Origin of the sequence: Streptomyces sp. NPDC048057, assembly GCF_040653095.1 — a bacterium.
Classification (GTDB): Bacteria; Actinomycetota; Actinomycetes; order Streptomycetales; family Streptomycetaceae; genus Streptomyces.
Window position 1 is genome coordinate 14433 of the sequence record NZ_JBEZNF010000035.1, and the last position, 23743, is coordinate 38175.

General features: G+C 74.2%; 16 protein-coding genes and 1 pseudogene. 4 read left to right on the forward strand and 13 right to left on the reverse strand.

Annotated features, from left to right (window positions below; translation table 11 throughout):
• The first annotated feature begins 200 nt into the window (after positions 1-200).
• Positions 201-950 (forward strand): L,D-transpeptidase, encoded by a 750-nt coding sequence (locus AB0E05_RS31645; RefSeq protein ID WP_361970106.1) that lies wholly within the window; start codon positions 201-203, stop codon positions 948-950.
• An 85-nt stretch (positions 951-1035) separates the two neighbouring features.
• Here AB0E05_RS31645 and AB0E05_RS31650 read toward each other — a convergent pair whose 3' ends face one another.
• Positions 1036-1683: a TetR family transcriptional regulator gene (locus tag AB0E05_RS31650; protein WP_361970109.1), complete on the reverse strand. Its 648-nt coding sequence runs from the start codon at positions 1681-1683 to the stop codon at positions 1036-1038.
• 471 nt (positions 1684-2154) lie between these two features.
• Here AB0E05_RS31650 and AB0E05_RS31655 point away from each other — a divergent pair, with 471 nt between their 5' ends.
• Complete coding sequence (locus tag AB0E05_RS31655; RefSeq protein WP_361970112.1) at positions 2155-4515, forward strand: PQQ-binding-like beta-propeller repeat protein; 2361 nt, start codon at positions 2155-2157, stop codon at positions 4513-4515.
• A gap of 72 nt (positions 4516-4587) precedes the next feature.
• Positions 4588-5715 (forward strand): serine hydrolase domain-containing protein, encoded by a 1128-nt coding sequence (locus AB0E05_RS31660; RefSeq protein ID WP_361970115.1) that lies wholly within the window; start codon positions 4588-4590, stop codon positions 5713-5715.
• A 294-nt stretch (positions 5716-6009) separates the two neighbouring features.
• On the opposite strand, the gene AB0E05_RS31665 is transcribed toward AB0E05_RS31660, so the two are convergent.
• The 6 genes from AB0E05_RS31665 to AB0E05_RS31690 all read right to left on the reverse strand — a co-directional run bounded on the left by AB0E05_RS31665 (position 6010) and on the right by AB0E05_RS31690 (position 15717).
• Positions 6010-11541 carry a beta-ketoacyl synthase N-terminal-like domain-containing protein gene (locus tag AB0E05_RS31665; RefSeq protein WP_361970118.1) on the reverse strand — a complete coding sequence of 1844 codons (5532 nt, stop codon included), beginning with the start codon at positions 11539-11541 and terminating at the stop codon, positions 6010-6012.
• Between the two features lie 77 nt (positions 11542-11618).
• Positions 11619-12713, reverse strand: a complete 1095-nt coding sequence (locus AB0E05_RS31670) for a ketoacyl-ACP synthase III family protein (protein ID WP_361970121.1) — start codon at positions 12711-12713, stop codon at positions 11619-11621.
• A 33-nt stretch (positions 12714-12746) separates the two neighbouring features.
• Entirely contained in the window at positions 12747-13043 is a 297-nt protein-coding gene (locus AB0E05_RS31675) for a hypothetical protein (protein WP_361970124.1), read from the reverse strand.
• 290 nt (positions 13044-13333) lie between these two features.
• On the reverse strand, positions 13334-14119 hold the full coding sequence (locus AB0E05_RS31680; protein WP_361970127.1) for an enoyl-CoA hydratase/isomerase family protein: 786 nt from the start codon (positions 14117-14119) through the stop codon (positions 13334-13336).
• The gene (locus AB0E05_RS31685) at positions 14116-14565 is read right to left on the reverse strand and encodes an OB-fold domain-containing protein (RefSeq protein WP_361970129.1); all 450 of its coding nucleotides are present in this window, start codon (positions 14563-14565) and stop codon (positions 14116-14118) included. Before AB0E05_RS31685 ends, AB0E05_RS31680 begins: the two co-directional genes overlap by 4 nt.
• Before the next feature lie 3 nt (positions 14566-14568).
• Positions 14569-15717 (reverse strand): lipid-transfer protein, encoded by a 1149-nt coding sequence (locus AB0E05_RS31690; protein WP_361970132.1) that lies wholly within the window; start codon positions 15715-15717, stop codon positions 14569-14571.
• 131 nt (positions 15718-15848) lie between these two features.
• Between AB0E05_RS31690 and AB0E05_RS31695 the strand changes: the two genes are divergently transcribed.
• Complete coding sequence (locus tag AB0E05_RS31695) at positions 15849-17402, forward strand: FadD3 family acyl-CoA ligase (RefSeq protein ID WP_361970259.1); 1554 nt, start codon at positions 15849-15851, stop codon at positions 17400-17402.
• Between the two features lie 337 nt (positions 17403-17739).
• On the opposite strand, the gene AB0E05_RS31700 is transcribed toward AB0E05_RS31695, so the two are convergent.
• The 6 genes and pseudogenes from AB0E05_RS31700 to AB0E05_RS31725 form a co-directional block, all read right to left on the reverse strand.
• Positions 17740-18999, reverse strand: coding sequence for a cytochrome P450 (locus AB0E05_RS31700; RefSeq protein ID WP_361970135.1), 1260 nt, complete (start codon positions 18997-18999; stop codon positions 17740-17742).
• Positions 18996-20276, reverse strand: coding sequence for a cytochrome P450 (locus tag AB0E05_RS31705; protein WP_361970138.1), 1281 nt, complete (start codon positions 20274-20276; stop codon positions 18996-18998). The genes AB0E05_RS31700 and AB0E05_RS31705 overlap by 4 nt, the downstream gene beginning before the upstream one ends.
• A complete protein-coding gene (locus tag AB0E05_RS31710) occupies positions 20273-20959 on the reverse strand; it encodes an ATP/GTP-binding protein (RefSeq protein WP_361970141.1) in 687 nt (228 codons plus the stop codon). The genes AB0E05_RS31705 and AB0E05_RS31710 overlap by 4 nt, the downstream gene beginning before the upstream one ends.
• A pseudogene (locus tag AB0E05_RS31715) lies at positions 20934-21161 on the reverse strand (DUF742 domain-containing protein); the annotation flags it as partial. The gene AB0E05_RS31710 and the pseudogene AB0E05_RS31715, both read right to left, overlap by 26 nt.
• 332 nt (positions 21162-21493) lie before the next feature.
• Entirely contained in the window at positions 21494-21928 is a 435-nt protein-coding gene (locus AB0E05_RS31720) for a roadblock/LC7 domain-containing protein (RefSeq protein ID WP_361970144.1), read from the reverse strand.
• Entirely contained in the window at positions 21925-23580 is a 1656-nt protein-coding gene (locus tag AB0E05_RS31725; RefSeq protein WP_361970146.1) for an ATP-binding protein, read from the reverse strand. The genes AB0E05_RS31720 and AB0E05_RS31725 overlap by 4 nt, the downstream gene beginning before the upstream one ends.
• Positions 23581-23743: the final 163 nt, after the last annotated feature.

The window sequence follows — 23743 nt, forward strand, 5'->3', positions numbered from 1 at the left end:
GACCTGCCGTGAGGCGGGCCCCCCGACGGGGAACCTCCTCACGGGAAACCCCCTGACGGGGTGACGAGGGGTGCGGGCGCGCCGGAGACGGGCGCCCGCGCCCCTCACCTTTTCGGCCCTCCGTGGCGGCGCGTTCCGGCGTGCGCTGGTACCTCTGGACTGGGGGTGACCCGGGGGTACGCACGAGGACGGAGTGCCGCATGCGACGCAACACCACAGGGAAGACCGCCGAAGGTTCGGACGAGGCGACCCGGATACCCACCGCGCGGTCCACCGCCGCACTCGCCGCGACGGCGCTCGCCGCCGCCCTCGCCGGCACGCTGGTCGCCGCGCCCGGCGCCGCCGCGGCCCCCGCGCCCTGCACGGCCGGCACGGGCCCGTACCAGCGGCCCATGGAGGAGTTCCTGAAGCGGCCGGTGGACGGCGTCCAGTCGGAGGCGGACTGCGTCGCCATCCGCGACTTCCAGACGAAGAACGCCGTCGACCCGGCGAACGGGTACGCGAGCCTCGGCACGTACCGCGTCATGGTCGCCGTCAAGGCCCGCGCCAACCCGAACGCGGCCGGCAGGTGCCCCGTCAAGAACTACCGGGTGACCTGCGTGGACCTGGACCGACAACTGCTGTGGGTGCAGAAGAAGAAGGACGTGGTCTTCGACCCGGTGCCCATCCGTAGCGGACGGGAGAGCCAGGAGACCAGGCTCGGCTGGCACTCCATCTACTGGCGCAGCCGCGACCACGTCTCGACGATCTACGACAACGCGCCCATGCCGTACGCCCAGTTCTTCGACGGGGGACAGGCGCTGCACGGCAGGCTGGACGACCTCTACGACGGTGGAGGGTCGGCGGGCTGCATCAATCTGCGCCTCGCGGACGCGAAGGCGCTGTGGGACCTGCTGGACATCGACGACGCGCTCTACATCTGGGGCGCGAAGCCGGGAACCGCGGACTGAGAAGAGCGGATGGAAAGGAGGGGGGAGGGGGGCGGGGCCTGGGGGCCCGACGTACGGCGCGGGCGAGCGCGCCGGGGTCGGGCCCCTACTTCAGCGGCTTCTTGCCCGTGATGCCGAGGTGGACCAACAGCGCCAGGTTCGGTCGCAGTTCGGCCTGCTTCACGCCCCAGGTGGTGAAGCCCTTCTGGTGCGAGGCGACGGCGGCGAGCATCGCCACCAGCGAACCGGAGATCGCGGCGGGGCTGACGTCCTTGTCGACCCGGCCCTTGGCCTGGAGCTCCTTGATCGCGTCCGTGAGGGAGTTGGTGACCGAGTTCAGGATCTTCATGCGGATCTTGTAGAAGCGCTTGTCGCCCTCGGCGGCACCGAGGTCGACGACCCGCAGGATGGCGTCGTTGCGCCGCCAGAAGTCCAGGAAGCCGTCGACGAGGTCCTCCGCCGTCTGCCACGCGGACTTGCCGACCCAGGCGCGACCGGATACCAGTTCGGTCAGACTCGCGCCTTCTTTGGCCATTTCCTCGGCGATTTCGAGAACGGCGCCCTCGACGTCGGGAAAGTACTGATAGAAGGTGGCGGGAGAAGTGCCCGCCTTCCGGGCCACGTCGATCACCTTGACGTCCCGGTACGGCGAGGAGCTGAGCATCTCGCTGAGGCAGTCGAGCAGCTTCTGCCGCGTCGCCTGGCCGCGTCGTCCGGCCACTCGGCCGTCGACAGTGCGTACTTGTCCTGTCATGCCGTCAGCTTACCGAGGGGTGATCGGCGCGCGATTCGGCCGACTGCAAATGGGGTGCACCGAGCGTCCCCGGCCACCCGCTGCGGTGACCTTCGTCCATTTCTGCGTCAAGGATCACGCCGGTTCGCGCCGTCCGCCCGCTCTTCGTCCGCCGTCCGCGCCGTCCGCGCCGATCGATGCGCCGCCGTCCCCCCTCGCTCTGTTTTCCCTGGATGAATCTCCCTACTTCCGGACAATCAGCACACGGTGTGCGGTGTCCGGACGGGTCCCGGAGCGGGCCGTGGACGCCCCGATGTGCCCGGCGTGCCCGAATCCGGGTGAGACACCCCGATCCGCCCCCGGGTTCGCAACCGCCGCCCTGGACAGGAACAATCGGGGTGCGCGACCGCTGTGGGGCTCGGCGGTGAGACGCCGCACAGGGCTTGGATACGGGCCTGAAGGAGCCGGGGCCCGTACGGGGAGGTGGCAGGGATGGAACAGCTGACGCAGCACGATCCGAGACGGATCGGTCCGTTCGAGGTGCTGGGCCGGCTCGGCGCGGGCGGCATGGGGCTGGTGTACCTCGCCCGGTCGGCATCCGGCCGCCGGGTCGCGATCAAGACCGTGCGCACCGAACTCGCCGAGGACCAGCTCTTCCGGGTCCGCTTCACCCGCGAGGTGGAGGCGGCCCGGGCCGTCAGCGGCTTCTACACCGCCGCCGTGGTCGACGCCGACCCGCGCGCCGACGTGCCGTGGCTGGCCACCGCGTACGTCCCCGCGCCCTCGCTGGAAGAGATAGTGAACGAGTGCGGGCCGCTGCCCGCCCAGGCCGTGCGCTGGCTGGCCGCGGGCATCGCGGAGGCGCTGCAGTCCATCCACGGCGCCGGACTCGTCCACCGCGACCTGAAGCCGTCCAACGTCCTCGTCGTCGAGGACGGGCCGCGCGTGATCGACTTCGGCATTGCGTCCGGGGTCTCCAACACCCGGCTGACCATGACGAACGTCGCCGTGGGCACCCCCGCCTACATGTCGCCCGAGCAGGCCAGGGACTCCCGCAGCGTCACCGGCGCCAGCGACGTCTTCTCCCTCGGCTCCACCCTCGTCTTCGCCGCCACCGGCCACGCCCCCTTCCACGGCGCGAACCCGGTCGAGACCGTCTTCATGCTGCTGCGCGAGGGCCCGGACCTGGAGGGGCTGCCCGACGAGCTGCGGCCCCTGATCGAGTCCTGCATGGGCGGCGACGCCGCCCGCCGACCCACCCCCGAGGACCTCCAGGCCCAGCTCGCACCGCACCTCTTCGCCTCCGGCGACGACGGCGGCACGGCGTCCGCCTGGCTGCCGACCCGGGCGATGGCGATGATCGAGACCCGCCGCGGCGGGGGCCGCACGCAGGCGGCGCTGGCCCCGCCCGCGCCCTGGCAACCGCCGAACTCCTCGCCCGTACCGCCGCGGCGCGACCCCGAGTGGGCGCGGCAGAGCGCGCACGACCCCCGCACCCACGGCGTCGCGCCCGCCGCCGCTGCGTCCGTGCAGCTCCCCGGCGTACGGGAGCCGATCGGCCCCGGGCTGCGGCTCTCCGACGCGCGCGGCCCACTGCCCGGCTCGCCCCCGGCCACCGGCTGGATCCGCCCGCCCGCCGGGCTGAACGGCACCGCCCCGCCCCCGCCGCAGGGCCCGCCCGCCCCGCCGCCGCCCACCCGGCCCCCGGCCGCGCCCGAGGCGCCCGCGCACTGGCGGCCCTGGCGGTTCCGGATGTCCAACGAGGTCTGGGGCACCCCCGTCGTCGAGGCCGGGCTGCTGTACGTCACCTCCTTCGAGGTCCACGCCCTCGACATCGGCACCGGCCGGCGCCAGTTCAAGACGCGCGACGTGGCCTGGACGATGGCCGTGGACGGCGGCCGGATCCACGCCTCCGACGGCCCCACCCTCTACGCCCTGGACGCCGCGGACGGCCAGGAGCGCTGGCGCGTCGGCACCGATGCCTGGGTGTACTCCCTCACGACCGACCGCGGCACCGTGCTCACCGGCACCCGCGGCGGCGGCGTCCAGGCGTGGGAGGCGTCCAACGGCGAGAAGCTGTGGGAGCTGACCGGCGCCCAGACCGACTTCGAGACCCCGGAAGCCGGGCCCGTGATCAGCGGCGACACGGTGTACGTGTGGAAGGACGCCCGGCTGCGCGCCCTGGAGGCCCGCACCGGCGCGGAACGCTGGTCGTACCCCGTCGGCGACGCCGCTTCCTGCGGAGGCGTCCCCGTCCGCGTCCACCCCGCCGGCGACGGCTTCGTGTACGTCAGCGCCGGCACCCGCGCCTTCGCCGTCGACATCGCGAACGGCCTGGTCCGCTGGCACTTCGAGGCCCCCGCGGTCTTCCTGTCGCCGCCCGCCTACGCCCCCGGGCCCGCCGTCACCGGCGGCGGGGTGTACCTCGCCGACTACCTCGGCACCGTCTACGCGCTGGACGCCACCACCGGCAAGGACCGCTGGCGGATCGCCACCGAGGCCCGCCAGTCCATCGAGCCGGTGCTGGTGACGGCCGGCCACGTGCACGTGGGCAGCGGCTCCGCGCTCTACACCCTCGACGCGGTCACCGGCACCCCGCTGTGGCGGTTCGCCGCCGGCGGCGAGGTCATCGGCGCCCCCGTCGTCGCCGACGGCCGGGTCCACTTCGGCTCCGCGGACCACGTGCTGTACACCCTGGACGCGGGCGGCGGCCAACTGCGCTGGAAGCTCGCGACCGGCGGCGAGATCACCGGCTCCCCGCTGGTGCGCGGCGGGGTGGTGTACGCGTGCAGCAAGGACCGCTGCGTGTACGCGCTGGACGCGGTGAAGGGCACGGCGACGGGACGACGATGAGTTCCGCCGCTCGGCGCGGTCTGCCCTCCGTCCTCAGCCACGAGAAGGAAGACGACGAGAGGGGATAGACGCATGACGAGCCTGGAAGCCCTGCTGGCGTCGCACGTCGATGCGGGGTCCCTGCCGGGAGCGGTGGCCCTGGTCGCCCGCGGCGACGACGTCGAGGTCGCGGCGGTGGGCCGCACCGCGTTCGACGGCCCGCCGATGGAGCGGCGCTCGCTCTTCCGCGTCGCCTCCCTGACGAAGCCGATCACCGCGGCGGCGCTGCTGCTGCTCGTCGAGGACGGCCGCGTCGGACTCCACGACCCGGTCGGCGAGTGGCTGCCGGAGCTGGCCGCGCCGCGCGTGGTCCGTACGCCCCGAAGCCCGCTCGACGACGTCGTCCCCGCCGCCCGCCCCATCACCGTCTTCGACCTGCTCACCGCCCGCGCCGGCTACGGCTTCCCGTCCGACTTCTCGCTCCCGGCGGTCCAGGCGCTCTTCAGCGACCTGCGCCAACAGCCCCCGGAGCCGTCGGACGTCACCCCCGACGAGTGGCTCGCGGACCTGGCACGCATCCCGATGCTGGCCCAGCCCGGGGAGCGCTGGCTCTACAACACCACGTCGGATGTCCAGGGCGTCCTGATCGCCCGCCTGGCCGGCCGCCCCCTGCCGGAGTTCCTGACGGAGCGCCTGTTCGCCCCGCTGGGCATGATCGACACCGCGTTCAGCGTGCGCCCCGCGGACCTGGACCGCTTCACCACCCTCTACCGGCCGACCGAGTCCGGCCCGCCGGAGCAGTGGGACCCCCCGACCGGCCTGTGGAGCCACGAGCCCGGCTTTCCCTCCGGCGCGGGCGGCCTGGTCTCCACCGCCGACGACCTCCACGCCTTCAGCCGCATGCTGCTCGCTGACGGCGCGGGCGTGCTCACCCCCGAGTCCGTCCGCCTGATGACGACGAACCACCTGACCCCGGCGCAGCGCGCGGCGGGCGAGCTGTTCCTGGAAGGCCAGGGCTGGGGCTGCGGCGGCTCGGTGGACGTCGAGCGCCGAGACCCCTGGAACACCCCCGGCCGCTACGGCTGGATCGGCGGCACGGGCACGTCCGCGCACGCCGTCCCGTCACGGTCCACGGTCGCGATCCTCCTCACCCAACTCTCCTTGACCGGCCCGACGCCCCCGCGGGTGCTCCGCGACTTCTGGAGGTGGGCTGCGGCCTGACCACGCACGGGCCCGCGTGCCCCGGCCCCTGCGGGCCTGGTGGCCCCCGCCGTTTCCCTGCGGAACTGCGCGAGCAACCACAACGGACCCGCACTCGCCAACGCGACCGGCAGGGAAACGGCGGTGTTGTGCAGGGGCGCCAGCATGTACGACGGGCCCGCGCAGACCGCGCACTCCGCAGGGGAGGTTCGCCGCGCCCGGGGCGGGGTGCCGTCGGGGCGAGGCGATCACGCAGGGGCAGCGGCAGGGGCAGGGGCAGTGCGGCTGGCCGGGTCGGCCGCACCGCCCCCGCCGCTACGGTCCCGTCGTCGCCACGAGGTGCTCCACCACCGCGGACACCGTGGGCCGGTGCCACACGAGGTTCACCGGGAGCCTGCGTTCCAGGACCCGCTCCAGACGGCGGCGGATCACGATCGCCATGACGGAGTCGAGGCCGAGCTTCATCAGCGACCGGTCCGGCTCCAGTTCCTCCACGGCCACCCTCATCTCGGCCGCGATCACGGCGGTGACCCGGTCCTGGAGGACGGCACGGAGTTCGGCCTCGGGCAGCTCCGCGAGCCCGACCGCACCCGGGGGCTGCGCGGCCCCGCCGCGCGTGGCGTCCATGACCTCGTCGGCGTCGACGACGTCCCGCAGCAGGCCCGTGCGCCGCGCCCCGTCCGGCAGCGGCACCGTGCGCAGCACCGCCAGCGCCGGCCCGCCCAGCCGGCTCGCCCGCTCCCACGCGGCGAACGCCTCGGGCGCCGAGACGTCCCCGACGCCGTGCGCCGCGAGTTCGGCGTTCACGGCCGCGTTGTCGGCCATGCCCATCCCGCGCCAGGACGTCCACGCCAGGCTCATGACGCCCGTGCCGCCCTGGGCGTGTTGGTACGCGGCCATGGCGTCCAAGAACGCGTTCCCGGTGGCGTACGCGGCCTGGCCGGTGAGGCCCAGCAGTTGCCCGCACGACGAGAAGTGCACCAGGAAGTCGAGCTGCCCGGGCGGGAAGAGCCGGTGCAGCGTCAGGGCGCCGCCCGCCTTCGGACGCAGCACCGCCGTCAGCGCGTCGGCGTCGAGCGCTTCGACCAGCCGGTCGTCGAGGACGCCCGCCGCGTGGACGACGCCCCGGACCGGGGGCAGGTCCCACTCCTGCGCGGAGAGGGCCGCGGCGCAGGCGGCCTCGTCGGCGACGTCGAGCGCCAGCACGCGCACGGTCGCGCCGAGGGCTTCGAGGCCGCGCACGGTAGCCACGGCCCGCGCCGCAGGGCCTTCGGGCAGGGTCGCCCAGTGCGGGCGGGGCGGCAGCCCGCGGCGGGAGACCAGCACCAGACGGCGCGCCCCGCGGTCGACCAGCCACCGGGCCACCTCGCCGCCCAGGACGCCGAGACCTCCCGTGATCAGGTACGTGCCGTCGGGCCGGCACCGCAGCGGCGGGCGCTCGGGCACGGCGTCCGCTCGCACCAGTCGGTTCGCCCGGGCGTCCCCGTCCCGGACGGCGACGACGTCCTCGCCGGGGTGACGGGCGAGCACGTCCAGCACCACGGCGAGGTCCTCGTCCGTCCAGCGCGCACCGAGGTCGACGGTGCCGCCCCACAGCTCGGGGTGTTCGCCGCCGACGATGCGGCCGAGGCCCCAGCGGGCCGCCTGGGCCACGGCCGTCAGACTGTCAGGCGCCTGTCCGCCGCAGGTCAGCGACCACAGCCGCGCCCGGCCCGGCGGCTCGGACAGCAGGTGCTGGGCGGTCCGCGCCAGCAGCCACGCCTCCGCCGCAGCGGCCTCCCGCACGGTGTCCGCCGCCTCTTCCTGCCCGGCGGCGGACGGCAGCACGACCACGTCCACCGGCGCCGGCAGCGGCCCGGTCGCGTCCACGCCGTCGACCAGGGAGCAGGCGCGCCCCGCGGCTTCGGCCGCCGTACGCAGCCGGTGGGCGAGCGCGCCGTCCGGGCCGACCAACACCAGCGGGCGGCCGTCGGGCGGGGCCCCGTCCCGGAGCAGCGGCTGCCACTCCGTGCGGTAGAGGAGTTCCTCGGGGGTGCTCGGCGGCGTGCCGTCGGCGAACCGCACGCCGGTCAGGACGGCGACGGTGCGCCCGTCCGGTGCCGTGATGCGGACGTCGGCCGTGCCGTCCGCGCCGGGGCCTTCGCCGACGTACACCTCGATGCGGGCGTCGGCCGGGGGCGCGCCCGTGGTCCACACCCGGTCGACACCGGCCACCACCCGGAGGGCGGGCGGTCCGGGGAAGGCGACGGCGGCCGTGGACAGGGCGGCGTCGAAGAGCGCGGCCCATCCGCCGGTGGCCTGCTCAAAGGAGCCGGATCCTTCGGACGGCTGCCGGTCTTCCGAAGGGTCGGAGTGCCGGGCGTCCGCGGGCCGACCGGACTCGTGGGCCGTTTCCGCGTCCCCGGAGCCCTGCACGGCGCCCGAGTGACCGGGGTCCTGCGGACCCGTGTCCCCTTCGGGCACCAGGACCTCCACGCGCAGGCCGTCGGGTACGCGTTCGGCCCGCACCACCTGCCAGAGGAAGGCCATCGTGGGCACTCCGACCGAGGCGAGGTCGTCCAGAACCTGTCCCGGGGCGAGTTCGGTGCGTTCCTCGGGGGCGTACGGCCGCGCCGGGCCGCGCGGGTCGGGAGGGAGGTCGTCGCCGGCGACGGACGCCGCGGCGTGCGTCGGCCAGGCCCGGCCGTCCCCGGGCGCGGAAGGGCCCTCGGGTGCGGCGGTGGGCCGGGACAGCACCCGGGCCACCCCGTCCTGGACGGTGACGTCGACGTCCCGGGCCGCGTCCAGCGTCAACGGCAGGCGGAAGGAGACCTCCCGCAACGTCGACCCGGTCGCGGTCAGGAACGTCTGGAGGAGCACCGCGGCCGGGACGACCTCGACGCCCTGGATCGTGTGGCTGCCGGGGTACGGCAACGCCTCCGGGACCACCTGGGTGCGCCAGAGGTCCAGCGGCGTCGTCCCGGGGAGCGCGGTGTGCGATCCGAGGACCGTGCCGTACGCGGGGCCCTGCCGCTCCCGGTCGGCGCTCGGGGCGCTCGTCTCGCGCCAGAAGCGCCGGCGCCGCCAGGACCTGGGCGGCAGGGAGAGCAGTCGGGTGTCGGGCGCGGCCGGGGGCCAGGCCAGCGGGACGCCGCGGCAGTACAGGGTCCCGGCGTTGGCGAGCAGGTGCCCGCGTCGTCCGGCGTTGCGGCGCACGGACGCGACGACGTCGTGACCGAACGCGCCGAAGGCGTCCAGGGTCTCCTGGACGGAGTGCTGCACCACGGGGTGGGCGGACACCTCCAGGTAGGTCCGGAAGCCGTCCTCGGCGGCTGCGGCCACCGCCTCCGACAGCCGCACCGGGTTGCGGAGGTTCGTCGCCCAGTAGGAGCCGTCGCGCGGCGCGCGGTCGCGGGGGTCGTGCAGGGCCGTGCCGTACACGGGAACCTCGGGCGGACGGATCGTCAGATCGGCGGCGGCGAACGCGAGTTCCTTCGCGAGCGGGACCATCTGCGGGCTGTGGAACGCCACGTCGCTGCTGACCCGGCGCACCAACAGCTCGGGATCGGTCGCCGCCAGCTCCGCGACGAGTGCGTCGATCCCCGCCACGGGGCCGGCCAGCACGGTCGTGGTGGGGGAGGCGAGCACCGCCGGCACCACCCCGTCGTGGCCGACGCAACGGGCGTACGCCTCGTCCGCGTCCAGGCCGACCAGCACCATCGCCCCCGCGCCGGCCACCCGCCGCAGCAGCTGGCTGCGCCGGCACACCAGGCGCGCACCGTCCTCCAGCGAGAGCACGCCGGCGGTCACGGCGGCGGCGATCTCCCCGAGGGAGTGGCCGAGGACGGCCGCCGGCCGCACCCCCAGGGACTCCCAGACGGCGACCAGGCCCATCTGGACCACGTAGATCAGGGTTTGGGCCACCTCCACGCGGGAGACGTCGCCCTCCTCGATCAGGTGCCGGGCGGTGGTGCCGATCTCCTCGGCCAGGACCGGGTCGAGCCGGTCGACGGCGGCGGCGAAGACGGGGTCCTCGGCGAGGAGGTCGCGTCCCATGCCCGGCCACTGGGCGCCGGTGCCGGAGAAGAGCCACACCACACCGTCCGCCGCCTCCGCGGGCGGCCCGGCGCCGTCGGCGGCCGAGGCGGCGACGGTGGGCGGGGCCTGGTCCGACGCGACGGCGCGCAAGGAAGCCACCAGGTCCTCGCGGTCGGTGGCCAGGACGGCGATCCGGTGGTCCAGATGGCTGCGGCGGGTGCCCAGGGTGTGGACGAGGGAGTCGAGCGGGGTCGCGGCGCCGGGACCGGCGAGCCAGTCGGCCAGCCGGGCCGCGTCCGCGCGGACGGCGGTCTGCGAACGGGCGGAGAGCGGCAGGAGCCACGGCGCGCCGCCGCCCGGGTCGGGTTCGGCCCCGCCCGGCCGGGCCTGCGGCTCGGAACGGCCCTCGGACGGCGCGGACTCGTCCGGGGCGGCCGAGCCGTGCGACCCGGACCGTACGTCGGCTGCGGCGGGGAGCGCGGACGGCGCGGGGGACCGGTGCCGGGCGGCGCCCACCGGGGCCTCCTCCAGGACCACGTGGGCGATCGTGCCGCCGTAGCCGAAGCTGGAGACGCCCGCCCGGCGCGGCAGCCCGCCCCGGGGCCAGGGCGTGCGTGCGGCGCACACCCGCAGCCCGGCGTCCGCCCAGGGGATCCCCGGATGGGGGGTGGTGAACCGCGCGGTCGGCGGAATCTCCTCGTGGACGAGGGCGAGCACGGTCTTGATCATGCCGGCGATGCCGGAACCGGCTTCCAGGTGGCCGATGTTGCCCTTGACCGAGCCGATGAGGCACGGCGCGCCGGACGGCCTGCCCGCGCCGAAGACCGCGGCGAGCGCACCGGCCTCCAGCGGGTCGCCCGCCATCGTGCCGGTGCCGTGCGCCTCGACGTAGTCGACCGTCGTCGGGTCGACGCCGCAGCGCTCGTACGTCCGCCGCAGCAGGTCCGCCTGGGCGGCGCCGTTCGGGGCCATGATGCCCTCGGTCAGGCCGTCCTGACGAACCGCGCTGCCGCGGACCACCGCGAGGACCCGGTCGCCCGCGCGCTCGGCGTCGACCAGCCGCTTGAGGACGAGGACGCCGGCGCCCTCGCCGCGCCCGTAGCCGTCGGCGGAGGCGTCGAAGGGCTTGCTGCGGCCGTCGGGCGAGGTGGCTCCGGCCCGGTCCAGCGTCACGGACAGGCCCGGCGCCAGGACCAGGTTCACGCCCGCGGCGAGCGCGACGTCGCTCTCCCCGGACAGCAGGCTCCGGCGCGCCAGGTGGACCGCGACGAGGGAGGAGGAGCACGCGGTGTCCACGGCGAGGCTCGGGCCGCGCAGGTCCAGGGCGTGCGAGATGCGGTTCGCGGTGGCGCACGGCGAGGCGCCGATCCCGGTCCAGGGCTCGATGCCGGGCAGGTCCTCCAGCAGCCGGCGTCCGTAGTCGTCCGAGCCCACCCCGACGAAGACGCCGCAGTCGCCGCCGGCCAGGTCCAGCGGCGGTACGCCCGCGTGTTCCAGGGCCTCCCACGCCAACTCCAGCAGCAGCCGCTGCTGGGGGTCCATCAGCTCCGCCTCGCGGGGCGAGACGCCGAAGAACTCGGCGTCGAAGCCGGCGACCGCCTCGTCGGGGAGGTACCCGCCGCGGCTCGTCGTCGAGCGCACCACGGCTGCGTGCCCCTGGCCCGCCGCCGCGTAGGGCTCCCAGCGCGCCCCGCCGTCACGGATCCCGTCCCGGCCCTCCACCAGCAACTTCCAGAAGGCGTCGGGGGAGTCGGCGTCCCCGGGGAAGCGGCAGCCCATCCCGATGATGGCGACGGCCTCGTCGTCGACACCCGATCCGTCCCGCTCCACGGCTAAGGTCCCGTACGTCCCGGACCCCTGCTCCTGCTCTGATCGCGGCGTCGCACGGGGCGCCGCGTCCCGCCGGCTCACCACGGTCCACCGTCCGTGCGGCCCTCGGCGGATGGCGTGCCGTCCCCGGCAGCCAGTTCGTCCGGGCCGGGCGGATCGTCCACGGTCAGCACCGCCGCGGTGACCATGATCCCGGGACCCGCGCTCACCATGAGCAGGTGGTCCCCGCGCCGCAGCGAACCGTTCTCCATCAGATGGTTGAGCTGGAGCCCGACGTCCGTGGCGCCGGCGTGCCCGACGTCCCGGAAGAACTCCACGTCCCCCAGCGACGCGTCCAACCCCATGGGCCGCAGATGGCTGTCGAGGAAGTCCGTCGAGCCGGCCCCGAGGTGGAGGACCTTGGACAGGTCCGTGACCGCGATCCCCGCCTCCGACGTGACCTGCTCGATCAGCTTGGTCGCGCTGGCGCCGTACTGCGTGCCGATGTCGGCCGCCTTCGGCCCGAGTTCGTCGACCATCGCCTCCAGGTGCTCGTTCATGTCGAGCTTCTTCCCGGCCGTCACCGGCGGCGGGAAGATCGGGTCGTGGCCCCGGTTCAAGATCTCGAACTGCGGCAACGACACGGATTCCACGGAGCGCAGCCGGGCCCACCCGGGCCGCTTGCCCAGCACGACCGCGGTGCCCGCGTCGGCGAGCACCGCGTCGCGGTGGGCGTGCCAGCGGTCGACCGACGGCGCGCCGAAGTTGTCCGCGCTGCACACCACGGCGCCGGTGCGGGACGGCGAGCAGAGCAGGTACTGGGTCGCGGTCTCCAGGGCGCTGAGGAAGGCGTTGCACCCCTGCTCGACCGTGAACGCCGGGATCGGCGTGGCCAGCGTGGACCGCAGGATGTAGTGCGGAGCCGACCAGCCGTCGGGCCCCTGGTGGTAGGCGTGGGAGTGGACGAGGAGGTCGATGTCGTCCGGTGGCAGCCCGGACCGCCGCAGCGCCTGGCGGACGGCGGAGACCGCCATGTCCGGCGCGGCCGTCCCCCGCGCGGTGGCGATCGCCCGCCAGCCGCAGGAGTCCATGAGTTCCTGCTCGTACCGGCCGCGTCGGACCGCCTCCTGAACGCTGGTGCGCGGCGGTATGTGGGCGCCGGTGGCGGCCAGGTGTATGCCTTCGACTCTCACGGGGTACGTTCACTCCTCCCTGACCGGAGCGGGTCAGACGACCTCTCCGGCATCGGTGGTGGCTGACTCCGCCGTGGCGGAGTACGCGTGGGGGACGCGGGAAGGGGAACGACCGCTTCCGGCCGCAGCGACCGAGGCCGACGAGCCCGGCGGGGTCGACGGCACGCGGGGCGCCCGTGGCGCTTTTCCGCTGCCGGTGCCGGTGGTGACCGCGACCGCCACCAGACGGTCGGGCTCGGAGTCGCGTGCTTCCCGGACCTGACCGAACCCGCCCGCACCGATCGCCTCGATCAGCCGGCACCGGCCGTCCAGCACGGTCCCTTCCTGCACGACTCCCCCTTCTGCGCGCACGACGCACGGCGTACCAGGCGTCTACCCGTCACGCTACGCCGGAGGAACCTGCCACGAACAGGGGATCTGATCGCGAAATTGATCAACTCCCGTTGGTGCGGCGGAACTTCGGTATCCCTTGGCCTGATGTCATCGCCGCGCCCCCGGCCATCCACCGGCCCGCGGAGAGCAACGCCCTCGCGGGGAACCGGCGGTGGTCGGGGCGCTGGAGGTGCCGCGGAACCGCGCGGACGACCACGACGCACCCACGCACCCCGCAGGGGAGACGCTCACCTCACCCGGGGCGGCTCGCCGTCACCCCGGGAGGCGAAACGGGCCGCCTGCGCCGCAGGGGACGCATTGCCCAGGGCGATCAAGTGCGGTGCCAGCGACAGCGCCGCGGACCGGACCGGCTCGCGCGCCGACCACAGTGCCCGCACCGTCCCCTGCACCGCGTCCGTCGGGTAGGACGCCATCGTCGTCGCGCACCGCAGCGCCGCCGCGCGCGCCGCGCCCGGCTCCGTCAGCTCGGACACCAGGCCGATCTCGTGGGCGCGCGCCGCGCCGAGGCGTTCCGCGGTGCCCATGAGGGCGAGTCGGGCGATCTCGCCGTACGGCATGCGCTGGGCCAGCAGCACGGACTCGTACGCGCTGACCATGCCGTAGCTGGTGTGCGGGTCGAAGAACGTCGCGGTACGGGCGGCGATCACGAACTCGCACTCGCCGAGCAGGTAGAACGCACCGCCGCAGGCCATGCCCTCCACCGCCGCGACGACCGGTTTCCACAGGTCGTTCGCCTTGGGGCCGATGGCGATCAGCGGATCGTCGATGCTGTACGGGGAGGTGGGCTGCGGCACGTCCACGGCGCGGTCGATGCCGGTGCTGAAGGCGCGGTCGCCGGCGCCGGTGACGACCACCGCGCGCACCGCGTCGTCGTGGCGGAAGGAGCGCCACGCCGCGGTGAGCGCTTCGGCCGCCGCGAGGTCGATCGCGTTGAGCCGGGATTGCCGGTCCAGGACGACGACCGCGACGCCGGTCTCCGCGACCGCGTCCCGGTCCACGGACACCCCCGTCACGGCCGCTCCAGCAGCCACCGCGGCATCCGCAGCCCCGCGTCGTCCGGCGGCGCGAACGCCACCTTCACCCCGGCCCCGATCCGCAGCCGCGCCGGGTCGACGGAGTCCAGCGGTGCGTCCGGCGCGCTCACCACGTTCCCCACGAGCCGGATGCGGGGCGCGTCCAGCAGTTCGACGACGACCGCGTTGTACGGCGCGAGTGCGGCGTACGCCGGGAGCAGCGGCGGGTGCGGGACGACGTACGACCAGATCCGGCCCCGGCCGCCCGTCTTGCGCCATCCGCTGTCGAAGGACTGGCAGTGCGGGCAGCAGGGCCGCGGCGGGAACCGCGGCTCGTCGCAGGACGCGCAGGTCTGCACCCGCAGTTCGCCGCGCGCCGCGTACTCCCAGAACGGTGCCCCGTCCTCGTCGACGACGGGGGACAGCAGTCCGGATGTCTCGCTCAAGGGTCAGCTCCTCAGCAGTACGGCCGACGTGGGCACGCCCTCGCCCGCCGTGACCAGGCAGGTCGTGGCGTTCGGCACCTGCGCGGTGGAGGTGCCGCGCAGTTGCTTCACGCCCTCGGTGATGAGGTTGAAGCCGTGGACGTACGCCTCGCTCAGCCCGCCGCCGCCGGTGTTGATCGGCAGCCGGCCGCCGATCTCCAGCGCACCGCCCTCGGTGAACGCCGCGCCCTCGCCGCGTCCGCAGAAGCCGTACCCCTCCAGGGAGAGCGGGATCAGCGGGGTGAACGCGTCGTAGATCTGGGCCACGTCGACGTCGTCGGGGCCGAAGTCGGCGCTCTTCCACAGCTGTCGGGCGCAGGTCCAGGCGGGTCCGGTCAGCGGGTCGTCGTTCCAGTAGTTGACCATCCCGTGGTGCTGGGCCGGCAGGCCCTGGGCGACGGAGTGCAGATAGACCGGCTTCTGCCGCAGGTCGCGGGCGCGTTCGGCGGAGACCACGACGCAGGCGAGGGCGCCGTCGGTCTCCAGGCAGTTGTCGAAGAGGCAGAGCGGTTCGCTGATCCAGCGGGAGGTCATGTACATCTCGCGGGTCAGGGGCCGTTCGTACATCATCGCCGCCGGGTTCTGGTTGGCCCGGTTGCGGCAGGCGAGGGCGACGTTGAAGAGGTGGTCGCGGGTGGCGCCGTACTCGTGCAGATAGCGGCGGGCCAGCATCCCGATCTCGTCGGCCGGGCGCAGCAGTCCGAAGGGTCGGGTCCACTGGCCGGGGGTGGGCAGCTGCGCCGCGGTGTTCTTCCAGGGGCGCGGTCCGCTGCCGCGCTTGCGGGAGCGCCAGGCCACCCCGACGCTCGCCTGGCCGGTGGCGATCGCCGCGGCGAGGTGGGCGAGGGTGGCGCAGGAGCCGCCGCCGCCGTAGCCGACCTTGGCGAAGAAGGTCACGTCGCCCGCGCCGATGGACTTGGCGATCTCGACCTCGTCGGTCTCCTCCATCGTGTACGAGGCGAAGGCGTCCACCTCGGACGGGGGGATGCCGGCGTCGTCGAGCGCCTGCACGATCGCCCGGCAGGCCAGCGTCTTCTCGGATTCCGGAAGCTGTTTCGCGAAGGCCGTCTGGCCTATTCCGGCTATCGCCGTCGCGTCCTTGAGACCGGGCACGGGCACCTCCGCCGTTCGATCCCGAATGCTGACAGCGCGTCAGGCTACCGCTAATCTGACGGATAGTCAGCTAGTGGGAGGGCTCCTCGATGGACACGGCCGACACTGCTTCGCGACCCGGCTCGCACCTCCTGCGCGGCGATCTGGAGTGGGGCACCGTCCCCGCGCTCGTACGCCATGCCGCGCAGGTCCACGGCGCGCGCGAGGCCGTCGTCGACGGCCGCACCCGCGTCAGCTACGCCGAACTCGGCGCGCGCGTCGAACGGTCCGCCGCCGCGTGCGTCGCGGCCGGCGTCCAGCGCGGCGACCGGGTCGCCGTCTGGGCCCCCAACTCCCTCGACTGGATCGTCTGCGCCCTCGGCGCGGTCACCGCCGGCGCGGTCCTCGTCCCCCTCAACACCCGCTTCAAGGGCGGCGAAGCCGCGGACGTGCTACGCCGCAGCCGCGCCCGCCTCCTCTTCGTCACCGGCACCTTCCTCGGCACGTCCTACGTCGCACAACTGCGCCGGCACGGCGGCGAACTGCCCCACCTGGAGCAGGTCGTCGTCCTCGCGGACTCCGCGCCCGACGACTACCGCGCCTGGCCCGACTTCCTCGCGGCCGGCGCGGCGGTCGGGCCGGCCGAGGTGCGCGCCCGCGCCGCGGGCATCGACCCCTCCGACCCCTCCGACATCGTCTACACCTCCGGCACCACGGGCCGCCCCAAGGGTGCGGTGATCACCCACGCCCAGACCCTGCGCTGCTACGACGTCTGGAGCGAACTCGCCGGGCTGCGCCCGGGCGACCGCTATCTGATCGTCAACCCCTTCTTCCACACCTTCGGCTACAAGGCCGGCGTCATCGCCTGCCTGATGCGCGGCGCCACGATGGTCCCGCAACCCGTCTTCGACGTGGACGCCGTCCTCGCCCACATCGCCGCCGAACGCATCTCCGTCCTCCCCGGCCCGCCCACCCTCCACCAGTCCCTCCTCGACCACCCCGGCCGCGACGCCCACGACCTGTCCGCGCTCCGCCTCGTCGTCACCGGCGCGGCGATCGTCCCCCTCCAACTCGTCGAACGACTCCGGGCCGAACTGCGCATCGAGACCGTCCTCACGGCGTACGGGCTCTCCGAAGCGAGCGGCATCGTCACCATGTGCCGGCGCGGCGACGACCCCCGGACCATCGCCACGACCTCCGGCCGCGCCATCCCCGACACCGAGGTGCGCGTCCTCGCTGCGACGCCGGACGGCCCCGGCGAGGTGCTGGTCCGCGGCCACAACGTGATGAGCGGCTACTTCGAGGACCCCGAGGCCACCGCGGCGGCCGTCGACGCGGACGGCTGGCTGCACACCGGCGACCTCGGCGTCCTCGACGCGGAGGGCAACCTGCGGATCACGGACCGGATCAAGGACATGTACGTCGTGGGCGGCTTCAACGCGTACCCCGCGGAGATCGAACGCGTCCTGCTGGGCCACCCCGACGTGTCCGACGTCGCGGTCGTCGGCGTCCCCGACGCGCGCCTCGGCGAGGTCGGCAAGGCGTACGCGGTCCGCCGCGCGGGCGCGACGCTCACCGCGGCCGACCTGATCGCCTGGTCGCGCCGCGAGCTGGCGAACTACAAGGTCCCGAGGGAGGTCGAGTTCCTCCCGGAACTCCCCCGCAACGCGAGCGGCAAGGTCCTGAAGACCCACCTCCGCGCTTAGCCCTGCGGGCCGCCACCTCGTCCCCGGTAGCCGGGGGTCTCCCAGTGCCCCTTGACACACTCGCCGTGGTCCTACCGGCTCGTTGGTCTCTGCGGCCCGGTGGTGGGTTGTTCGCGCAGTTCCCCGCGCCCCTAAACATGCTTCCCTCAGCCGGCAGACAAGGTGACGGGGCAGCGAAACAGGGGCGCTGGGGGTCCCCCCACGCCCTCTGGGCGTAGGGGGCGGAACTGCGCGACCAGCACACCACCGGGCCGCAGGGGGCAACGCGCCCGCAGGGGCACGGCGCGGGGGCCCGAACACCTTGGGCACCCCCGCAGGGCACCCCCGCAGGGAAAGCTCAGCGCAGGAGGACCGGGATCTGCTGCCAGCCGTACGCGATGAAGGACGGGACCTGGCGCAACTCGTCCGCGGACGAAGCCAGCCGCATGTCCGGGAAGCGCTCGAAGAGCGCCGGCAGCGCCGTCAGCGCCTCCACCCGGGCCAGCGGAGCGCCGATGCAGCGGTGGACGCCGATGCCGAACGACAAATGCTCGTCCGCGCCGCGACGCGCGTCGAAGAGCGAGGCGTCGTCGCCGTACCGCGCCGGGTCGTAGGACGCCGCCGCGTACGTCGTCAGGATCGCCTCCCCCGCGGGGATCGTCACCCCGTCGACCACCAGATCGCTCACCGCGAACCTCAGCGGCAGGTTCGCGATCGACGGGTGCACCCGCAGCACCTCGTCCACGACCGCGTCCCACGTGATCTCGCCCGCCCGCACCGCCGCGAGTTGCTCGGGGTGCTGCAACAGTGCGACGACCGCGTTCCCGATCAGGTTGACCGTGGTCTCGAAGCCCGCCCCGATGACCAGGAGCAGCGTGCAGATCAGCTCCTCCTCGCTGAGCCGGTCGCCGTCCTCCGCACGGACCTTGATCAGTTCCGTGGTCATGTCGTCGCCGGGGTGCTCGCTGCGGTGGGCGATGAGCGCCGGCAGCACCGTGCCGACCTGCTGCTGCACGTACGCCGCGTGTTCCGGGCTGGGGTCCGAGGTGTCGATGATCGCGGCCACCAGGGTGCCCATGTCCTGGACCAGGTGGTCCGGCACCCCGAAGAGTTCGCAGATGATCCGCATCGGCAGCGGGTGCGCGTACGTGCTCCGCAGGTCCACGGGCTCGCCCGCCCCGGCCCGGGCCTCCAGGTCGGCCAGCAGTTCCGCCGTGACCGCCTCCACCCGTCCGCGCATCGCCTCGGTGCGGCGGGCGGTGAAGCTCGGAGCGACCAGCTTCCGCAGCCGGGTGTGGTCGGCGCCGTACGTGGAGAGCATGTTGACCACGCCCACCCAGCCGAGGATCCACACCCACTGCGGTCTCTGCGTGGCCTCGGCGAAGTGCGCCCAGTGCTTGCGCGGGTCCTTGCTGACCTGCGGGTCGAGGATCAGGGCGCGCAGCGCGGCGTACGTCGTCGGCGCCCACGCGGGGATCCCGCCGGGCAGTTCGACCCGGACGACCGTGCCCAGCTCGCGCAGCCGGGCGCACTCCGCGACCGGGTCGGCCCCGAAGGGGTCGATGGCGTACGGGCCGGACGCGGCACCTTCGGCGGGTCCGCTGTCGGTCACGGTCATCCTGTCTCCTGACTCGTCGTTGCGTGGGCCGGGTCCCCGTCGGGCACCCGGGGCGTGAAGCGGACCGGCAGCGCCGTCAGGGAGCGGTGGAACGGGCCCGGCCGCCACGTCAGTTCCGCCCGCGGCAGCACCGGCTCCAGGTCCGGCAGCCACTGGGTCAGCCGCTCGATGGCCGTCGTGGCGATCAACAGGGTCTGGTGCTTCACCGGGCAGGAGTGCTCGCCCGCGGACCACGACAGGTGCGAGGCGTCGTGCGGGTGGTGCGCGCCGCCCTGCTCGCGCTCCGCGAAGTGGCCGAGCGCGCCGTACGAGACGATGACCGGCACCGCGGACCGCACCCACACGCCGTGGAAGCTGACGGACTCGTGCGCGTAGTACACGCCGTAGTTCGCCAGCGGCGTCTCGTACCGCAGCACCTCCATGACCGCGTCTATGACCGGCCGGGACCCGCTGGTGAGGGTGGAGTAGTACGCCGGGTTGCCGAGGATCCGGGACAGCGCGTTGGCGACCAGGTTCGAGGTGGGCTCGTGGCCGGCGCCCAGGGTGAGGAAGACGTGCCAGGTGACCTCCTCGGGGCTGAGCCCGAGGGGGTGGTCCAGCAGGTGGCTGGTGATGTCGTCGCCGCGCTCCGCGGTCTTCGCGGCGATCAGCTCCAGGACGTACCTGCCGTACTCCTCCTCGCCGCGGGCGCATTCGTCGCCGCCCTCCATCAGCAGGGCGAGGGAGTCGTTCAGCCGGCTGCTCTCGCTGTCGGGCAGCCCGAAGAGGCTGTTGAAGATCAGCGCCATCAGCGGGCGGGAGAACTGGGACACCAGGTCCGCGCTGCCGTCCGGGCCCATCCGGGAGACCAGCGTGTCGACGGAGCGCAGCACCCGTTCCCGCAGGTCGTGCGGCTCGATCAGGTCGAACGCGTCGGTGAGCGCGGCGCGGTAGCGGGCGTGCACCGCGCCGTCGGCGAACAGGGCGTTGGGCCGCCAGCGCAGCATGCCGAGCACCGGGGAGTCCTCGGGGACCGTGGCCTCCCAGGGCCGCGGGTCGCGCGACCAGGTGCGGGCGTCGTGCAGCAGGTCGAGGGCGGCGCGCCGGTCGGTGATGACGTACGCGCCGACGCCGGGCGCCAGTTCGGCCCAGCCGACCGGGCCCTGGGCGCGCAGGGCCGCGTAGTACGCGTACGGGTCGACGGCGAAGCCGTCCTCCCACAGGCGCACCGGGCCGGTGACGGCCGCGGAGACGGGGGAGGGAGCGGGGGAAGCGGCGGGGGCGTGCGGGTGGTTCACCGGGGTTGGTTCTCCGTCCACGGGCTGGCGGCGGGGCTCGGCGCGACCTCCGCGGCGGGTGCCGGGGCCGCCGCGGGCACCGGGGGCGCCAGGGTCAACAGGTGTTCGACCAGGGAGAGCAGCGCGTCGACGGACGAGTTCTGGTCCCGTGCGTCGCACAGCACCATCGGCGTCGTCGGGTCCAGGTCCAGGGAGCGCCGCAGCTGCTCCTCGGTGTACGGGCGGGAGTCCGGGAAGGTGTTCAGCGCCACCGCGTACGGCAGCCCGCTGTCCTCCACCAGGCCCAGCACCTCGAAGGAGTCGTCGATCCGTCGGGTGTCCACCAGCACGAGCGCGCCCAGCGCCCCGTACGCGATGTCCGACCACAGCGACCGGAACCGCTCCTGCCCGGGCGTGCCGAACAGGTACAGCACGATCCCGCCCTTGAGGGAGATGCGCCCGAAGTCGATCGCGACCGTCGTCGTCTTCTTGTTGCGCACGCCTTCGAGGTCGTCCACGGACACGGACGCCTCGGACAGCCGCTCCTCGGTGTGCAGCGGGCGGATCTCGGACACGGAGTCGATCAGGGTGGTCTTGCCGACCCCGAAGGGGCCTGCCACCAGGATCTTCACCAGCTCTCGGGTGGTGTCCGGCAGATGCAGGCCGCCGGAGCCATTGCTAGAGCTTGAGGGCGCGGAGGCCATCGGCGACTCTCTCCAACAGGTCGGATGGGGGTTGGGCTGCGTACGGGACGGGCGGGCGGGAGCGCACCAGTCCGCGGTCGATCAGGTGCGCGGCGAGCACGCGCACGGCGGACACGGGCAGTTCGAGCAGGGCGGCGGCTTCCACGACGGTGAGGGAGCCGCCGTCCAGCGCGGTCAGCAGGGCGAGCTGCGCGGCGGGCAGATCGGGCGGAACCGCCGCACCGGGCCCGGTTGCGGGTGCGGGCGCGGGCTGGTCCGACGGCGTCGGGTTCGCCCGCGGTCCGGGCGGTAAGGGGACGAAGTTCTCCGGGTCGTACGCCTCCTGGCGGGCTCCGGGGCCTGCTGGGCCTTCAGGACGTGCAGGACTTGCAGGGCCTTCAGGCCCTGCGAGGTCCGCGGGCGGCCCGCCGGTGCGCTCGGGCCTGACCAGCCCCGTCAGCACCGACAGCCGCTCCAGGGCGCCGGAGCTGGGCCGGGTCTGGCCGCCCGTCGACAGGTACGCGGGGACCAGCGGCCGGCCGCCCCTGCGCGCGTTCATGCGGTACGGGGGTCGCCATCGGTCCCACGTGGCGCGGCGGCCATGGCCTTCTCGCCGAGCCGCGCCACCTGCGAGTGCACTCTGTGCGCCAGCAGGTCGAGCCGTACCTCGGGGTCGCCGTACGCGGCGACGCAGGTCCCGTGGTGGGTCGGCGCCACCAGGATGTAGCCGTGGTCGGACTCGATGACGACCTGGCGGACTTCGGCGGTCTCCTTGTCGGCGAACGTCGCGGCGGCGGTGCGACAGGCGCCCTGCACGGTGCTGATGATCGCGGCGGTGCGCTCGGCCGAGGGGCGGGAGAGCCGGTCGGAGTAGCCGGCGACCAGGCCGTCGAGGGTCAGCAGGACGGCGGCCCGTACGTGGGGGATCTCCAGGATCGGATCGAGCACCCATGCGGACTCACCGGTCTCGCGGGAGGTACGGGTGGTCATCGGGGGTTGTTCCTTTCGATGTCGGCGGAGGTGGCGCCGTCGCCGAAGGGGCGGTGTTCGGCGCGATCGACGGGTACGGGGGGTACGGCGTGATCGACGTGTTCGGCGCCACTGAGTGCGGCTGCGGTCCCGGCCTGGAGGGCGCCGAGAGCTGCGGCGGCTTCCTCCGGGGTGCGCACGGGGGTACGGGGACGCGCGGCGGCTGTCGCACCGGCGTCCGTCGGGCGGACGCGGCGACGGCGCCGGGGGAGCGCGTCGCCGTCCGGCTGGGGCCGGTGGGCGGGGTCGGGGGCGGTGTCGTGGGTGATGGCCTCGGCCGGCGGCAGACCGGGCGTGCGGCCGGGCGCGGGGTGCGCGACGGGTGCGGCGGCGGGGTACGCCGCCGGGGCGGGGAATCCCTGCGCGGCCGGGGTGGCCGGTGCGTGCGGGGCGGCCGGTGCGGCCGGGACGTGAGGTGCGCCGGGGCCGGTGGGCCGGGCGGGCGCGGCGGTGAGTCCGTGGGGTACGGCGAACTGGCCGGAATGGTCCTGTGCCGCGGCCTCCGCCGCACCGCCCGCGCCCCGGGTCGAGCGCGGCGCGCTGGGCGCCTGCGGCCGTTCGGTCGGGTCGATCCGGCTCAGCAGGTGGTTCTTGATCAGCAGCACGGCCCGTACGCCGCCGTACGGCGACGGCGACGACAGGTCGACGAAGAGGTCGAACTGCCGGGTGAGCTGGCCGATCGCGGCCAGCCCCATCCGCGGGGGATCGCCCAGCTCGGACAGGAGAATCGGGTCCGTACCGGCGACCATGCGCTGGGCGTACGCGCGCTCGGCGGCGGCCATGCCGACGCCGGCGTCGTCCACGGTGACGGTGGCGCCGTGGTGCGCGCGCTCCAGGTTGACCACGACGCGGGTGTCGGGGGAGGAGTGGCGCAGGGCGTTGTCGAGGAGTTCGGCGACGATGATGGCGACCGGCTCGACGGCGTGCGACACCAGCGCCGTGCCGTCCTCCAGGTGGTTGTTGATCTCCACGCGGTGGTAGCCGACCAGTCGGGACTGGCCGCCGGTGACCGCGTCGACCAGGTGCGACTCCTCGCGGGCCAGCCCCACCCACGCCCCGCACACCACGGCGGTGACCTGGGCGCGGCGCAGCGACTGCTCGTTCTCGTGGTCGAGGGCGTAGAGGGTCTGCGCCAGCTCGGGGTCGTCGTAGTGCTGTTGGAGCCCGCGCAGCACGTCCTGGAGCCGGTAGAGCCCGGCCTGGATCTCGCGCGTGGCGCCGCGCATTCCGGCGCGGGCGGCTGCGTCCACGCGCTTGCGCTCGTGCGCGATGGCCGAGACCAGTCCGTCGAGGACCGCGTCCAGGCCCTCGCCCAGCGGTCCGTTGACGACCTCGGGCCGCAAGGGGCCGGGGACGGGCAGATGGGCGTGCGCGGTCCGGGCGGCGACTGCGGGAACCCGCTTCCGCGCCAGGTGGGCGACCTCGGCGGCGTACGCCTGCCCCGCACGGCCGGCTTCCTGCCGGGCGACGTCGAGGTGGGACCGCAACTCCGCGATCTCCCGGCGCTGCTCGGCCCGCTGGCGCCGCGAGCGCAGGAGCCCGCCTCCCAGAACGAACGCCGACAGGGTCCCGGCGGCCAGGCCGGCGGCGGCCAGGTCCGGTAGCTCGATCATGGAAACCTCGGGGAGGGCGGTGGTGACATGTCGTCCAAGAAGGCGACCGGTCAAGTACACACCGTTATTGATCGATTGCGGGAGGGGGGCCGGGAAGAAAATTGTGAACTTGCTTTAATGATCAGCCGCTTATGTGGCTCTTGCTGTGGGCATGCACTGTTTG

What these genes read in the sequence shown, in the direction of transcription:
- AB0E05_RS31655 (WP_361970112.1), top strand. Translation starts at nt 2,155, where the DNA reads ATGGAACAGCTGACGCAGCACGATCCGAGACGGATCGGTCCGTTCGAG.
- AB0E05_RS31720 (WP_361970144.1), bottom strand. Translation starts at nt 21,928, where the DNA reads ATGACCACCCGTACCTCCCGCGAGACCGGTGAGTCCGCATGGGTGCTC.
- AB0E05_RS31725 (WP_361970146.1), bottom strand. Translation starts at nt 23,580, where the DNA reads ATGATCGAGCTACCGGACCTGGCCGCCGCCGGCCTGGCCGCCGGGACC.
- AB0E05_RS31660 (WP_361970115.1), top strand. Translation starts at nt 4,588, where the DNA reads ATGACGAGCCTGGAAGCCCTGCTGGCGTCGCACGTCGATGCGGGGTCC.
- AB0E05_RS31700 (WP_361970135.1), bottom strand. Translation starts at nt 18,999, where the DNA reads ATGACCGTGACCGACAGCGGACCCGCCGAAGGTGCCGCGTCCGGCCCG.
- AB0E05_RS31650 (WP_361970109.1), bottom strand. Translation starts at nt 1,683, where the DNA reads ATGACAGGACAAGTACGCACTGTCGACGGCCGAGTGGCCGGACGACGC.
- AB0E05_RS31645 (WP_361970106.1), top strand. Translation starts at nt 201, where the DNA reads ATGCGACGCAACACCACAGGGAAGACCGCCGAAGGTTCGGACGAGGCG.
- AB0E05_RS31710 (WP_361970141.1), bottom strand. Translation starts at nt 20,959, where the DNA reads ATGGCCTCCGCGCCCTCAAGCTCTAGCAATGGCTCCGGCGGCCTGCAT.